The following is a 16,136-nucleotide window of genomic DNA, read 5'->3' as shown; positions in this document are numbered from 1 at the left end:
AATTGCCCTCCTTTATCTCTATTTATTCTAATTCTTCTAATTGATTAATGTATTGTTCTAACTTCTTAGAATCATTTAATGTTTGTTTCATATCGTCATAAATTTTACGACGTTGTTCAAATTTTTCATACAAATTCAATTTAGCTTCATAATCTTCTACTAAATCGCCAGTTCTTCTTATATTATCATAAACTGCTTGTCTACTCACATCAAATGTCTCTGCAATTTCACTTAGTGAATAGTCTCTCAAATAAAACAATTCCAAATAATTTCTTTGTTTTTCAGTTAATAATGTTTGATAAAAATCAAACAAATAATTCATTCGCAAAGTTTTAACTAAATCATTTTTCCCCATTTGGATTATCCTCATTATTAAAATCTAATTCAGCAACTTCATCTGGAATATCTTCATTTTGTTCAATCATATCTGCAAATAAGCCATATACATAACTTTCTGGGTTAAATGGTTGTAAGTCATCAAGTTTCTCACCTAATCCTACATATTTCACAGGTATGTGAAGTTCATTTCTAATCGCAAGTACAATACCACCTTTAGCAGTACCATCTAATTTAGTTAATACTATACCTGATACGTTTGTAACTTCTTTAAATGAACGTGCTTGAGATAATGCGTTTTGACCTGTTGTTGCATCTAAGCATAATAAAGCTTCATGTGGCGCATCTGGTACAGCTCGGCTAATGACACGTTTCATTTTATCCAATTCTTGCATTAAATTAGATTTATTTTGTAAACGTCCTGCAGTATCACAAATTAATATATCGACACCTTTATTTTTAGCGGCATTAATTGCATCATATACAACTGCAGCAGGATCTGAACCCTCACTTTGACGAATTACTTCAACACCTACACGGTCTCCCCAAACTTGTAGTTGATCAATTGCACCAGCTCTAAATGTATCTCCAGCGGCAAGCATTACTTTTTTGCCTTCCATTTTATATCTGTGTGCTAATTTACCGATTGTAGTTGTTTTACCAACACCATTTACGCCAACCATTAAAATGACATTCAAACGGCCGTCTTCAAGATTCATTGCTTCTGATTGGTCATCTTCTTGATGATAGATTTCAACAATCTTTTCAACAATAACTTCACGTAAATCTTCAGTTTCTTGTATATTTCGACGTTGTGCTTCAGTACGTAATTCTTCTGTTAATTGCATCACTGTGTTGAAACCGACATCTGCAGTGATTAACATTTCTTCAAGTGCTTCGAAGAAATCTTCATCTACTGTTCTATAACGTGCGATCAAATTATTAAGTTGTTCTTGGAAGTTCTGACGTGATTTTTCAAGTCCTGCTTTAAATTTAGCACCCATTTTTTGTGCTTCAATTTCTTCAAAATCTTCAATTGAAATTAATCCATCGTCATCAAAGTCCGCTTCACTTAATTTACGTGGTTTTTTCTTCGGTTCTATCTGTGCTTCATCATTGTCATCATGAGTTGCGCTACTCTGATTACCTTCTTCTTCTGATAATTCTTGTTCTATATCTTCAGTAGATTTCGTTGAAAATTTGTCTTTTAATCGTTTAAAGAAACTCATGCTTGTTCCTCCTTCATAACCTCATCAATTGTATTTAAGTTGACACTTACTAATTTTGAAACACCTGACTCTTGCATCGTCACACCATATAAACGGTCTGAATATTCCATAGTTCCTTTTCGATGTGTAATAACAATAAATTGAGTTTGAATAGATAATTCTTTTAAAAATTGAGCGTATCGAATTACATTCGCTTCATCGAGTGCAGCCTCTACTTCATCTAGTATAACAAATGGAGCAGATCTTACTTTCAAGATAGCAAATAGTAGTGCAATAGCACTTAATGCACGCTCACCACCACTTAATAAAGATAAGTGTTGCAATTTCTTACCAGGTGGTTGAACAATAATATCGACACCAGCTGATAAATAATCATCATCTGTTAACTCTAATTTAGCATGTCCACCTCCAAATAACGACTGAAATACTGTCGTAAAATGAGATTGCACTTGTAAAAACGTTTCTTTAAAACGACCTTTCACTTCTTGGTCCATCTCACTTATAATTTGTTCAAGTGTTTGTTTCGCTTCACGCAAGTCTGTACGTTGTTCATCTAGGAAAGTATAACGCTCATTTAATTCTTCAAATTGCTCAATAGCATTAATATTTACTGGCCCTAGTTCTTCAATTGACATTTTAGTTAGTTTGACTTTCTTTCTCAGCGCATCAATTGGCGTTTCTGAAGAGAATTCACTTCTAGCCCGCTCAACAGTTAGTTGATATTCATCATTCAAATGATCAATTGCATGGTTAATCAATACATCTAATTTCGATTGTTGTGCTTTTATATCTTGATAAAAACTTTCAATTGACAATAAATCTTGATGACATTCTTGCAATGTAGCTTCATGTGACTCAACATCTTCATTGACATCAATACGTTCTTTTTTCAATTGTTTTAACTGATCAGTGATGGATTGTCGGTCATTTTCTTTAGATTTTATCTGTTGTTGTAATTTTTCAAATGCTTGTTCCCCCATCATTTCGTCAGAATTGAAGAGTTTAATTTTATCGTCAACATTTGTTAATTGTTTGTTAATCGTCTCTATCTGTTTATCTGTACGTTCTAATGACGCTTTTTGAGCATTTATTCGTTCTTTAATTACAGCTAAGTCAGAGCGTTTTTGGTTTAATTGTTGTTGCACTTGAGTGGTATTCTCTTTACCTACTTTAGATAATTGAGTATAACGTTCAATATCTGTTTCAAGTTGTTTTAACTTACCTTGAATAATAGTTAATCGCTCTTGTTTTTCAGTTAAAGTAATGCGACTATTTTCACTTTGGTAGCCATCATTTTTCTCGAATTCAAATTCCTCATGTTCATCTTTAATGTGCGCTTCTTGTGTTTTAAGTCGATCAAATTCTAACGCTTCGTTATGAGATTGTTCTTTTACTTCGTTATATTGCTGACTCATTTTAAAATAAGTTTCGCTGAGATGTTCAACTTCATTTTTTTGTTTTTGTAACTGTTTCTCGAAATCTTGTGTTTGCGATTCATAATCTTTTAATTGATTACGCATAGTTGTCAGTTCATCTTTTTGTGAAAGAATACTCTTCGTCTTGCGCGCACCACCACCGGTCATAGAACCACCAGGATTAACAATATCTCCTTCTAAAGTTACAATGCGTGTTTTATATTGGATAGCTCTTGCCAGTTCATTAGCATGTTTCAAATTGTCTACGATAATAGTAGTACCTATTAAATTTTCAACTACAGCTTGATATTGTGAATTAACTTTAATCGCATCTGAAGCTACATTGATAAATCCATTTGTATTTTCAGCGATGTGCCTAATATTATTAGATAATTGTCTAGATTTTATAACATTTAATGGTAAGAATGTGGCTCTACCAAGACCCTTTTGTTTTAAAAATTGTATTGCCTGGCGTCCATCTTTTTCAGTATCAACTATGATATGTTGTAATGAAGCACCTAATGCGGTCTCAATCGCTTGAGTCAATTCAGATGGCACATTTATCACTTCTGCAACAGCACCATGAATACCTTGTAGGTTATCATTTTTAGCTTTTAACACATGTTTAACACCATTAAAGAAATAAGTATAATCCTCTTCTTGAGTTTCTAAACTCTCTATTCTAGCTCTCATTTTATCAGTGTATCGATAAGCCTGATAAAGTTTATCTTCATATTCAGTTTGAGTTTGTTTAGCTTTTGATAACTGCTGTTCTAGTTGACTTATTTGAGTCTCAATATCGCTCAATTGTTTAACAGTAGCTTGATGGTTGCGTTTTGTATTAGAAATTTCACTTTGCAACGCTTTAAGTTGATTGAACGCTTCAACCAAGCGAGAATCTAAGCGTGATTTTTTCGCTTCATTCTCTTTAATCGTATGCTCTAAAAAGCGAATATCATTATTTACATCTGATTGTTCAGACATTAATTCATAGTATTCATTTTTGATTGATTCCAATTTTTCGTCATGTTGTTCATTAGAAACATACAGTTGTGATTCTAATTGATGAATACTATTATTCAACTCTTTTTGTTTTTCTTTTAAAGTAGTAATTTGTTGAGTAATATCAGCTTTTTCATTTTGAGCTTTTTTTAATTCTTGATGTAAATTATCTAACTCTTCTTCAAAACGAGCATTCGTTTCTGATTGATTTCGTTTTCTTTCTTCTAAAACATTCAATCGACCTGTGAACTTTTCATATTCTTCAGTAGCTTTGATTAAATTATAGTTTAATTGTTCAATGTCATTATCAATTTGTTGACGTTGAGACTTTTGCTTTTGAATATATTTATTAATCTGAGCTTGTTTTGCTTCTTTATCCGCTTGTTGGCTTTTTAAATCATTTAATTTTTGATCCAGTTGACGATTATCCTCTGAATATTGGTCGATATCATGTACAGTAACAATAACATCACTTTGTTTCATCTCTTCAGATAATTTTAAATACTCTTTTGCAATTGATGCTTCAGCTTTTAATGGTTCAACGCGTCCTTCTAAATCATATAAAATATCTTCTACGCGCGTAAGATTATCTTCAGTGTGGTCTAACTTTTGTAATGATTCAGCTTTTCGCTTCTTATATTTTAATACACCAGCTGATTCTTCAAGTATTTGTCGTCTATCAATAGGTTTAGCATTTAAAATTTCATCTACTCTACCTTGAGATATAATACTAAATGCTTCTTTTCCTAAACCAGAATCCAGGAATAGTTCAGTGATATCCCTTAAACGCGCTTTATCATTATTAAGATAGTATTCGCTCTCACCACTACGATATAAACGACGTGTCACGACGATATCATCTGAATCAACTTGTAACTTTCTAGCTTTATTGTCAAGTTTCAATTGTACTTCTGCATAATTCTGAGCGTTTCGATGTTCTGCTCCTGAAAAAATAATATCTTCCATTTTAGAGCCACGTAATGATTTGGCGGACTGTTCACCTAATACCCATTTAATGGCATCAGTGATATTACTTTTTCCGCTACCATTAGGCCCAACAATTGCAGTTACACCCTTGTCAAATTGAACATCTGTGTGATCTGCAAATGATTTAAAACCTATGGCATCAATTGATTTTAAATACACCATACTATTCTCCTTGTTAATCTTTCCACTCATTCTAGTTGAGAGGAGGACAATATTTTACCGTTTAATGGTTTTCTTTAATATATGTTAAAGATTATTATTGCTTTTTAATTTTGAATAAGCGCTCTCTGCCGCTTTTTGTTCTGATTCTTTTTTAGTTTTACCTTGACCTGTTGCTACTGCTTCATTCTCTAAAATGACTTCCGACGTAAACAATCGATGATGCGCTGGACCTTCTTCTTTAATTAAACGATAAGTCACATCTCCACGATTTTGACTATGAACATACTCTTGAAATTGTGTTTTAAAATCAACAACACCAACCAATTCATCATCCTCAACATATGGAAAAATCACTTTCTCAGCAAATTGCCAAACTACATCTAATCCTTGATCAAGATATAAAGCCCCGACAAAAGCTTCAAAGGCATCGGACACTAATGAAGGGCGTGTTCTCCCACCCGTTTTTTCTTCACCTTTACCTAATAAGATAAGTTGATTTAACTCGATTTTGTTAGCAAATATTACAAGTGAGGGCTCACATACAATTGTTGCACGCATTTTTGTTAAATTACCTTCTGGTAGATCCTGATGTTTATCAAAAAGGTAGCGTGATACCGTCAATTCTAATACCGCATCGCCTAGAAATTCGAGTCGCTCATTATGCGCCAAACGATCCATATTAAAGTCATTGATAAAACTTGAATGAGAGAAAGCTTGTTGATACAAGTCAATATTTGAATATGTAAATCCCAACTCATTCATTTTCTTCGCAAACTGTTGTTGAAAGTCATTAACCATTTCTTTTTTTTTTGGATTAGTCACATTAGAACCTCCCATATGTTTATTCTTTGTTTGATTCTTAAGAAAAAATCTGAGCCATCTTGTAGACGACTCAGATGTAAGTTTTTATTTTTCAAGACTATTGATGTATTTAACTGCATCACCAACAGTATTGATTTTTTCAGCTTCTTCATCAGGAATTTCAGTACCAAATTCATCTTCTAATTCCATCACTAATTCAGCGATATCAAGTGAGTCAGCGCCTAAATCATCTTTGAAAGATGCGTCTTCAGTTACTTTATCAGCATCTACACCTAAACGGTCAACGATGATATCTTTTACTTTATCGAAGTTTTCCACGTCGATTCACCTCCTTTAAAAGTGTCTATCCATAGACTACTATATTTTCCCATTTTAATGGGTAAAATACAAGCATTTCTTAAACACTGATAATAAAATTCAAGTACTTCAATTACATGTACATGCCACCATTGACATGGATTGTTTGGCCAGTAATATATTTTGCTCTATCAGATGCTAAAAATGCTACTGTATTCGCTATATCTGTATCTTCACCAAATCGAGATAAAGGTATTTGTTCTAACATTTGTGATTTTAAATCATCACTCAGTGCGTCTGTCATATCTGAAACAATGAAACCAGGTGCTACCGCATTGACTGTAATACCACGTGATGCAAGTTCACGTGCGCTTGATTTCGTTAAACCTTCTATACCTGCTTTAGTAGCAACATAGTTAGCTTGTCCTGGATTACCCATGGCACCTACAATACTTGATAAGTTAATGATTGCACCACCACGTTGACGAAGCATTTGAGGTGTAGCTTTTTGAATGCAATTAAATGTACCTTTAAGGTTAGTATTGATAACATCATCCCATTCATGTTCTTTCATGCGCATTAATAAGTTATCACGAGTGATACCAGCGTTATTCACAAGTACATCTAACGAACCAAATTGACTAACGACTTCTTTAATCATAGCTTTAACTTCGTCACCTTCAGCTACATTTGCTTGAATCGCAAAACTTTCAACACCTTTAGCTTTAATTTCAGAAACAACTGCTTCAGCTTTTTCTTTATTACCTGCATAGTTTACGGCTACATTGAAACCATCTTCAGCCAATTGTAATGCGATACTACGACCTATACCTCTTGAAGCACCAGTCACTAATGCATTTTTATTCGTCATGATTATTCCATCCTTTCACATCTTCTAATGTTTGAATTGATGTCAATTTAACATCGCGATTTATTTTCTTAATTAAACCAGATAAGACCTTACCAGGACCAATTTCTATAAAATGATCTACACCTTGCGCAATTAACCATTCTGCTGATTCGATAAATTCAACAGGTGAATATAATTGTTTAATCATATTGGACTTAATTGTTGCTGCATCAGTTTCACCCTGTGCATTAACATTTTGAACAATCGGGAACGATGCATCATGCCACTCAAATTGATTAATGAAAGACTCAAAGTCTTTTTCAATCACTTGCATCATTGAAGAATGAAAAGGTCCAGAAACCGCTAAAGGTAAGACACGTTTAGCACCTAACGATTTACCTTCTTCAACAAATTTATCAATAAGTGATTTGTGACCTGACACTACAATTTGGCCTGGACAATTAATGTTTGCTGGTTCGACCAATTCATCATTTGTAGATAATTCTTTACAAATTCGGTCTACTTCTTCATAACTCAAACCTAATACTGCTGCCATACTACCAACACCATTTGGAAAAGCTTGAGCCATTAATTGACCACGTTTGCGAACAATCTTAACTGCATCTTCAAATTTTAATACTCCTGCAGCAACTAAACTAGAATATTCACCTAAGCTGTGTCCCATAGTATAATCAGCATTAATATTATCTAATGCACTATATAACGCTATACTATGCGTCAATAAAGCTGGTTGTGTATGTTCAGTTTCACCTAGTTTGTTCTCATTATCTGTAAACATCGTTTCCAATAAATCAAAGTCCATTGCTTCTTGAGCTGTATTTAGAATATTTGTCGCTTTCGCATCCTCATTAAACAAATCACTTGCCATGCCAACTTTTTGTGCACCTTGACCTGGGAAAATAATTGCTACCTTACTCATCCTTACCACCTACCGTCTCTCTCATAATATCGACAATCTTTTCATCGCCAGCAATTTTAGCTTGTCGAATTGCAGAATAAAACGCGCGAGCATTAGATCCACCATGCGCTTTAACAACCGTTCCGTCAAGACCTAATAATACTGATCCACCGTATTCTGCATAATCCATCTTCTTAGTAAATGTATCTAAGTCTTTTTTTAATACTAAAGCTGCTAGTTTGTTTTTTAAACTTCCTAAAAATGTTTCTTTCAACATTTTACCTATTGATTTTGCAGTACCTTCAATATTTTTAAGTACCATGTTACCCGTATATCCATCAGTTACCACTACATCAGTATTACCTTCCATTAACGTTTTAGCTTCAATATTACCATCAAAGTTAAAGCTTTGATCGTCTTTAAGTAGTTGGTAAGATTTCTTAGTCAATGTATTACCTTTAGCTGGTTCTGTACCGATATTCAATAATGATACTTTAGGATTTTGAATGCCACGTATTTTTTTAGCATAAATATTACCAAGTTGTGCATATTGCAATAAATGTTCAGGTTTCGCATCTGCATTGGCACCCACATCTAAAAATACAAATCCTTTACCATCAATTGTTGGTAAAGTGACTACAAGTGCTGGTCTTGCCACGCCTTTAATACGACCAACAATGAATAAACCTGCTGACATAAGCGCTCCGGTATTACCTGCAGACACACATCCATCCGCTTCACCTTTTTTCACTGCTTCTGCCATTCTTACCATTGAACTGTCTTTCTTACGTTTAATAGCTCTAACAGGTTCGTCTTCCATTTCTATTTTCTCAGAACAATGTCTAAATTCTATACGTTCATGATTGAGTGTGTATTGATTTTTATCACCAAATAAAATAATCTCTAAATCTTTAAAATCATTAACTGCTTTCTCAACCGCTTCTAAGACGATACCGGGTGCGTCATCTCCACCCATCATATCAATAGCAATTTTAACCATGTCATTCATCCTCGCTTATATAAAACATTTTAAACGTTCCTTTAAACACTATTGTGTCTCTTACGTATGAGTTTACTTCTATAACATAATGGTGCGAAGTTTTATTTACAACGTGTGCTTCTGCCCTTACTGTATCATTAAGTTTAACTTTCTCAATGAATGCTACATTACTTTCCTGTGTTAACACTGTTGATTTATGTATTAAAGCTACACAAAGCGAATTTGCTTGAGCAAATAACACATGACCTCGTGCTATCTGAGTCTTCGTAAAAACGGATTCTTCAGTAATTTCAATGAGAGATTGAGCGGATATATCTGGTTCAACTTGAATTAAATCTCCAACCACTTCATTTGCCTCTAGGGCACGAATTTGTTCATAATTTTGCTCAGCTACTAATTTAATACGCTTTCGTAGTTCTGGAATACTTAGGTTAGTTCTATCTAACCGTATGGTTTGAATACTAACTTCAAACTGTTCACATAATTCACTATCCGTAATAAAGGGATTTAATTCAATTGCTTTTTGAATCGCCTGACGACGTTCTGCTTTTTTCAATTTCAATTAAATCCCTCCTTAAAAGTGAAATTAGTACCAAGTCTTAAACATTCCTCACATATCATAACACTTTCCGTTTGATAAGCTCAACAAATATCATAGTGGTATATTTTACTTTTTGACAATAGTGACTTTCGAGCATCAATCAAAACTCATATGTAGCAAGTTCTGATCAATGAATTCTCGTAAGTGCTGATATGTTTCTGTAAAAAATTCACCTGATTGTATCAACTCTGCCGCTTCGTCTCGAGCTACTTCAAGCATTCGATAATCTTCAACAATGTTCGCTACCATAAAGTCAGGCAAACCACTTTGTTTAACTCCAAAGAAGTCACCAGGACCACGCATTTCTAAATCACGTTCACTCAATTCAAAACCGTCCGTTGTTTGCGTCATAATAGTCATGCGTTCTATGCCAGTTTCTGTCTTGGGAGACGCGATAAGGACACAGTAACTTTGGTGTTCACTACGTCCTACACGGCCTCTTAATTGATGCAACGTTGATAAACCAAAGCGGTCTGCATCATATATCATCATAAATGTCGCGTTTGGTACATTGACGCCAACTTCAACTACAGTTGTTGAAACTAGTATATCTATATCATGTTGACTGAATCGCGTCATAACCTCATCTTTTTCTTCAGCTGGCATTTTACCATGTAATAATCCTACTTTTTCCTCGCCATAATGCAGTTTAAGTGATTCATACAACTCGACTACATTTTGCACATCTTCAAGATGCTCTGAACTCTCTATCAATGGACATATTACATAGGCTTGACGTCCTTTCTTAAGTTCAGACGTCATTTGCGATAGCACTTGCTCATATTGTTCATGCTTTGCCCAATTTGTAATAATTGGCTTGCGCCCTTTAGGTAGTTGCTTAATTGATGACACATCCATTTCACCAAATACAGATATAGCAAGTGTTCTAGGAATCGGTGTTGCTGTCATAAAGAGTACATTCGTCATTGCACCCTTTTCTCTTAAGAGTTGACGTTGATTGACTCCGAAGCGATGTTGTTCATCTGTTATGACAAGTCCTACATTTTGAAATGTTACATCATCTTGAATAAGCGCATGTGTACCTATTAAACAATCAATAGTACCATTTTCTAATTGCTCTAATAGAACTTTTCTTTTTTTACCTTTAACAGAACCTGTCAGCAATGCTACATTCATGTACTCACCGAACAGTTCAGTTAAACTGTTTGCATGTTGTTCAGCTAAAATTTCCGTTGGGACCATTAATGCTGATTGATAGCCCGCTGTTTTCAACGCATACATACATATTGCTGCAACAACTGTTTTACCTGACCCTACATCACCTTGTAGTAATCGGTGCATACGTATCGGTGCTTTTAGATCTCTAAAGATTTCATTTACACTCTTTTTTTGTGCATCAGTTAATTCAAAAGGTAAAGTTTCTATAAAATCTTTCACTATTTGAATATCGTAATTTATCTCAATAGCTTCGTCAGATGACTTTTCTAAACGATTTAACCACTGCATTCTTAATTCAAACATAAATAACTCAGTAAAGGCATATGTTCTTCTAGCACGTAATAAGTCCTGTCGATCCTTGGGTCGATGTAAGGCATGTAGTGTATCCTCTAAGGATTCTAATTTATATTTTTGTTTAAGTTCTTCTGTAAGCCATTCATGAATTGTAACATCATCTAAAGTTTGATAAATCATATCCCGCATTTGTTTTTGTTTAATGCCCTCTTTAATGCGATAAACAGGTTCTAACTTAATTTCACTTGTATCTTGTGATTTTTCATTAAAAAACATCCTGTTTCCATTTATTTCTTGTTTTGCACGATTCCATTTTCCTTTAACAGTTACCGTCCCATGAAGTTCAATTTTCTTTTTCAAGTATGGTTGATTAAAGAAGATACACTTGACCGCGATGTTATCTACCATCAAGTGCACTGTTAACTTTGATTTATTTCTGCCGAAAAATGCGACAGTTGGCATCGAATAAACTTCTCCGACAATTGTAACTGTAGATTGATCTTCAGCCATATTTAAATCTACAACTGTATTATCTTCGTATCGAGTCGGTAGATAGAGTACTAAGTCTTCAACCGTATTAATATTCAGTTCTTGCAATAAAGCAATTCTTTTTGGTCCTAGTCCTTTGATACTTTGAAGCGGATACGGACTTTCTATTAAATTGACTTTAGTCATAACTTCTCACCTAGTATTTGTAATATTAATTTTTATTTTATCATGATTAGGCTGATTAATTGATTGTTACGCCTTTTGCACTATAAAAAAGGTACGAAACAATATTCATTACGAATTCATTGTTCCGCACCCTAATTCACTATATGATTAATGCTTATCTTTCACATGCCCATCCATCTTTATCACGGTCTAACTTAGATTGATAAGCAGGATGTCCTTTTTTAACTCCATTGGGATATTTCTTTCTCATCAAAGTACAATTTTTATAATTTTCTTTAGATTGCTTTTTTGTTGTTTTTGAAGGCGAGGTCTTTGGTGTTGTTGGCTTCACAGTAGACTTGGCGGTAGATGTCTGACCTGTCTTGGTTTTAGAGTTCGATGTTGTCGTACTCCAAATATTTAGCTTTTCAGCTTGAGCTTTCGATTGACTCACCTTCAACATCTGTTCGAACGTATTATTAGGTGGATAAATGTATGTTACGCGTGCTAAACCTTGTCTTACAACGGCTTCGTTAACCATTCTACCATCAGCATAAACATACGCTAAATAACGACCATATTTATCTGTGCGTTGCCCTCTATCAAACTGCACTTGAATAGTGCGAGCATTCGCTAACATATTTGTCGTGAAACGACTAGCTTCTGGACCATATTTTTGAACAGGTTTACGTGGATCTTTAGTTTCAGGTGTATCGATAAGCAACAATCTAAAAGTTGATTTCTTTCCTTTGTAAAGAAGTTGAACAGTATCTCCGTCGATGCCCTTCACAAATTTAACTTTCTCTTTTGTTAATACATTACTTTGCGCATTAACGATGTGCTGTGGCATTACTACTAATATTGAGGTAAATGCTATTAAAATCGAAAAACTTGCAATAGCAACCTTCTTTTTAAAAAGAAGTAACATAAGACTTATAATAATAAAAAGACAAATAAATACTAAATATATGTTCCCCATAAGTATTCTCCTAATAATTAATATACCTTTATTTTATACTAAATATCATAAAAAATACTATTAAAATTTTAATATTTTTATCATTTAAATCATTTATAAGAAAATGAAAGTTTAGCTCTATATAAAAAATAGCTATGAAGCATTCTATAGTCATAGATTACTTCATAGCTATTTTAGAAATTAGTTATTCAACTGAGAATAAATATTGATAAATCGGTTGTCCACCATTATGTTCTTCTACTTCAACATCCGGGTATTCACTTTCAACCCATTCTACTAATTTGCCAGAGATTTCATCATTTGCATCCTCACCAGCAATGATAGTTAAAATTTCACTATCTTCATTAAGCATAGCTTTAAGCAAACCAGTGACTGTAGCAAATTCATCATCATTGCTTGTAACAATTTTGCTTTCTGACAATCCCATGAATTCGCCTTTTTTAATTTCTACACCATCAATTTTAGTGTCACGAACAGCAAATGTTACTGAACCAGATTTCACTGATTCTAATGCTGTTGTCATATGAGAGTGATTATCTTCAAGCGATGATGAAGGATCGTATTGGAACAATGCCGCAATACCTTGTGGTATTGATGTTGTAGGGATAACAACTGTATCCGCTTCAACTAAAGTTGCAGCTTGATCACTCGACATTCTAATATTTTTATTATTTGGTAGAATAATAGCGCGTTTGCATTGCGATTGCTCAATTACTTTCACAATATCTTCTGTTGAAGGATTCATTGTTTGCCCACCACTTATGATATGTGTCGCACCCATAGATGTAAACAATTCAGAAATACCATCACCCATTGAAATCGCGATAATCGCAGTCTCAACTGTTTTTGATTCTTCTTGCTCTTCAGAATGATGATTTAGTTTCTCTTTTCTAATCACTTCACGATGCTGTTCACGCATATTTTCAACTTTTAATTTAATAAGTTCACCATACTCTTGACCATAGTTGAACACTTCACCAGGCGTTTCAGTATGTACGTGCACTTTAACAATTTCATCATCATTAATCACAAGTAAAGAATCACCGAATTGACTCATATCTGTTCTAAATGTTTGTTCATCAAATGCTCTTTTATCTTTTCCAAAGCGAACCATCATTTCAGTACAATAGCCGTATTTGATATCTTCTGTATTTATCACACCGTGGAAATCATGTTCTTCATGTACTAATTCTTCTGTGTTTAACTTTTCTTTTTTAGCTTCAATAGTTTGACCTGTCAATCCTTTTAAGAAGCCTTCATACACACATAGTAATCCTTTACCGCCACTATCTACTACACCAACTTCTTTTAATACGGCAAGTAGATTTGGCGTATTATTTAATGATTTTTCAGCTTCCGCAATTGTATATTCCATAACTTCAACGCAATCATCTGTTTCTTCGGCTTTATTAACCGCAGCTTTTGCAGCATCTTTAGCAACAGTTAAGATCGTACCTTCAACCGGTTTCATCACTGCTTTATAAGCTGTATCAACTCCCGCTTGAAAACTACTTGCAAGTTGTTGCGCATTTATTTCATTTTCAGTTTCGATATTTTTACAGAAACCTCTAAATAATTGAGATAGAATAACACCTGAGTTGCCACGTGCACCCATAAGTAATCCTTTAGAGAATGTCTTCCCTAATTCACCAATGCTTTGAGATAAATTATTTTCAACTTCTTCACGTCCAGAAGTAATCGTAAGATTCATATTAGTTCCTGTGTCGCCATCTGGCACAGGGTATACATTTAATGAATCCACTAAATCTGCATTATTAGATAAATTTTGTGCCCCTTGTATTATCATATCGGCAAATAATTTACCATTAATTTTGCTAATCATCCTGCTAAGTCCTCCTATACCTACTTGCCCTTATTATTAAGTCTTACACCTTGTACAAATATATTAATTGAATTCACTTTAACATTTAGTGAGTTTTCAAGTGTATATTTTACTGATGATTGTACGTTGTTTGCTACTTCTGAAATTTTTACACCATAGCTTACAATAATATACATATCTATATCAATGACACCATTGTTTTCTTTTACTTCAATGCCTCTAGCATAATTTTCATGTCCTAAAATTTCGGCAATGCCATCTCTAACTTGTTGTCTTGATGCCATACCTACAATACCATAGCTTTCAACAGCTTTGCTGCCTACTACTGAAGCAATGACTTCATTTGAGATATCGATTTTACCATAATCATTTGAGATTTCTATTGTCATCTTTATATTCCTCCTGAAATTTGTTTAAAAATGACGAAACTATAAAAATTTACAATTAAATTCATAATTGAAAATAACCGATTCTTCCATAAATAAGTCTTAATAACTTAATTAAATATATTACATAACTCCTCAGCTTACAATTATACCATAAATTATAAATTTCAAAACATTTTTAAAGAAAACGACTTTAATTTCATTGCTTTAAAATTTCATATATGGTATCTTATTTAAGTATATAAGTAGTCAAGTGTATTTATATTTATTAAAGGAGGTACTTTGATGGGTAAACAATGTTACGTGACAGGTCGTAAAGCATCGACTGGTAATAATCGTTCACACGCTTTAAATGCGAATAAACGCAGATTTAATGCTAACCTTCAAAAAGTTAGAATTTTAGTTGACGGAAAACCTAAAAAAGTTTGGGTTTCTGCTCGTGCTTTAAAATCTGGTAAAGTTACTAGAGTTTAATAAATATAATGCACTAAAAAATGCCTTCATATGTGGTGAAGGCATTTTTTTATGCTTAATTTTAATTTGCATCTCTACTTCTAATTTGTAAGACTTGTCCCTCATGTACTTCGATTTGTGCAATATTCTCTTTAACCTCATTCGATAATGTAAGTGTAGATCCTTTTTCAAGAGGTTGCTGATTCAAATTGTATTTAAATCCAACTAATGACAAAGCAACCATATCACTAACTGGAATATATGAAACGTATGGATAATTTTGTAATTTACGAATTTCATGACTACCTTGCTTCAATAACTTAATTTCATTTTGTAGATCTTCAACAATAATTAAGATGTTTTGTTCTACATATTTTGGCTTTTGTAGTATTTGCAAAACACCCATAAAATGATCTAATCTACCACCTGTTGCGCCATAAATGTGTATTTCTGTAAATCCTCTATTAACAGCTTCCTCTACACCTAATGCCAAATCAGTATCATCTTTTTCAGCCTTAACTGGTTTGATATTTAATTCGTGTTTCAATTGATGACGTTCTTCTTCTGAAACAGAATCAAAATCTCCAACTGAGAAAACTGGAATAATAGAATGATTTATAAGAATAAGTGCACCTCTGTCAATCCCGCCCCAAGAGTCCTGCTTCAACGCGGTTAATACATCTGATGGCAAATGACGGTCACTACATAATAAATTGATTCGCATATCA

General features: G+C 33.6%; 15 protein-coding genes. 1 reads left to right on the top strand and 14 read right to left on the bottom strand.

All coding sequences use genetic code 11. The features are described from left to right. Positions 1-22: 22 nt before the first annotated feature. From SBL15_RS11240 to SBL15_RS11180, 13 genes are all read right to left on the bottom strand, one after another. Complete coding sequence (locus SBL15_RS11240; RefSeq protein WP_037537868.1) at positions 23-355, bottom strand: putative DNA-binding protein; 333 nt, start codon at positions 353-355, stop codon at positions 23-25. Continuing rightward, positions 342-1,565, bottom strand: a complete 1,224-nt coding sequence (gene ftsY, locus SBL15_RS11235) for a signal recognition particle-docking protein FtsY (protein WP_037557992.1) — start codon at positions 1,563-1,565, stop codon at positions 342-344. The genes SBL15_RS11240 and ftsY overlap by 14 nt, the downstream gene beginning before the upstream one ends. Beyond that, positions 1,562-5,131, bottom strand: coding sequence for a chromosome segregation protein SMC (gene smc / locus SBL15_RS11230; RefSeq protein WP_317956005.1), 3,570 nt, complete (start codon positions 5,129-5,131; stop codon positions 1,562-1,564). The genes ftsY and smc overlap by 4 nt, the downstream gene beginning before the upstream one ends. Before the next feature lie 84 nt (positions 5,132-5,215). Continuing rightward, positions 5,216-5,968: a ribonuclease III gene (gene rnc, locus SBL15_RS11225; protein WP_411861500.1), complete on the bottom strand. Its 753-nt coding sequence runs from the start codon at positions 5,966-5,968 to the stop codon at positions 5,216-5,218. 69 nt (positions 5,969-6,037) lie between these two features. Beyond that, positions 6,038-6,271, bottom strand: coding sequence for an acyl carrier protein (locus SBL15_RS11220; protein ID WP_001830184.1), 234 nt, complete (start codon positions 6,269-6,271; stop codon positions 6,038-6,040). 112 nt (positions 6,272-6,383) lie between these two features. Continuing rightward, complete coding sequence (fabG, locus tag SBL15_RS11215) at positions 6,384-7,121, bottom strand: 3-oxoacyl-[acyl-carrier-protein] reductase (protein WP_011275968.1); 738 nt, start codon at positions 7,119-7,121, stop codon at positions 6,384-6,386. Continuing rightward, on the bottom strand, positions 7,111-8,040 hold the full coding sequence (gene fabD, locus SBL15_RS11210; RefSeq protein WP_107611430.1) for an ACP S-malonyltransferase: 930 nt from the start codon (positions 8,038-8,040) through the stop codon (positions 7,111-7,113). Before fabD ends, fabG begins: the two co-directional genes overlap by 11 nt. Further along, a complete protein-coding gene (gene plsX, locus SBL15_RS11205; RefSeq protein ID WP_107611429.1) occupies positions 8,033-9,019 on the bottom strand; it encodes a phosphate acyltransferase PlsX in 987 nt (328 codons plus the stop codon). Before plsX ends, fabD begins: the two co-directional genes overlap by 8 nt. 1 nt (position 9,020) lies before the next feature. Then, on the bottom strand, positions 9,021-9,581 hold the full coding sequence (gene fapR / locus SBL15_RS11200; RefSeq protein ID WP_107611428.1) for a transcription factor FapR: 561 nt from the start codon (positions 9,579-9,581) through the stop codon (positions 9,021-9,023). Positions 9,582-9,716: 135 nt separating this feature from the next. Further along, positions 9,717-11,768 carry an ATP-dependent DNA helicase RecG gene (gene recG / locus SBL15_RS11195; protein WP_317956001.1) on the bottom strand — a complete coding sequence of 684 codons (2,052 nt, stop codon included), beginning with the start codon at positions 11,766-11,768 and terminating at the stop codon, positions 9,717-9,719. Between the two features lie 154 nt (positions 11,769-11,922). After that, positions 11,923-12,726, bottom strand: a complete 804-nt coding sequence (locus SBL15_RS11190; RefSeq protein ID WP_107611426.1) for a thermonuclease family protein — start codon at positions 12,724-12,726, stop codon at positions 11,923-11,925. A gap of 184 nt (positions 12,727-12,910) precedes the next feature. Further along, positions 12,911-14,569 carry a fatty acid kinase catalytic subunit FakA gene (fakA, locus tag SBL15_RS11185; protein ID WP_107611425.1) on the bottom strand — a complete coding sequence of 553 codons (1,659 nt, stop codon included), beginning with the start codon at positions 14,567-14,569 and terminating at the stop codon, positions 12,911-12,913. A 20-nt stretch (positions 14,570-14,589) separates the two neighbouring features. Continuing rightward, entirely contained in the window at positions 14,590-14,958 is a 369-nt protein-coding gene (locus SBL15_RS11180; protein ID WP_011275975.1) for an Asp23/Gls24 family envelope stress response protein, read from the bottom strand. A gap of 282 nt (positions 14,959-15,240) precedes the next feature. Here SBL15_RS11180 and rpmB point away from each other — a divergent pair, with 282 nt between their 5' ends. Continuing rightward, positions 15,241-15,429 (top strand): 50S ribosomal protein L28, encoded by a 189-nt coding sequence (gene rpmB / locus SBL15_RS11175; protein ID WP_011275976.1) that lies wholly within the window; start codon positions 15,241-15,243, stop codon positions 15,427-15,429. Positions 15,430-15,490: 61 nt separating this feature from the next. On the opposite strand, the gene SBL15_RS11170 is transcribed toward rpmB, so the two are convergent. Continuing rightward, a complete protein-coding gene (locus tag SBL15_RS11170; protein ID WP_107611424.1) occupies positions 15,491-16,132 on the bottom strand; it encodes a thiamine diphosphokinase in 642 nt (213 codons plus the stop codon). Between the last annotated feature and the right edge of the window lie 4 nt (positions 16,133-16,136).

The sequence above is a fragment of the Staphylococcus sp. NWU MKU2 genome, assembly GCF_033283605.1.
Taxonomy (GTDB): Bacteria; Bacillota; Bacilli; order Staphylococcales; family Staphylococcaceae; genus Staphylococcus; species Staphylococcus haemolyticus.
This window is presented reverse-complemented; position numbering and strand designations above follow the sequence as displayed.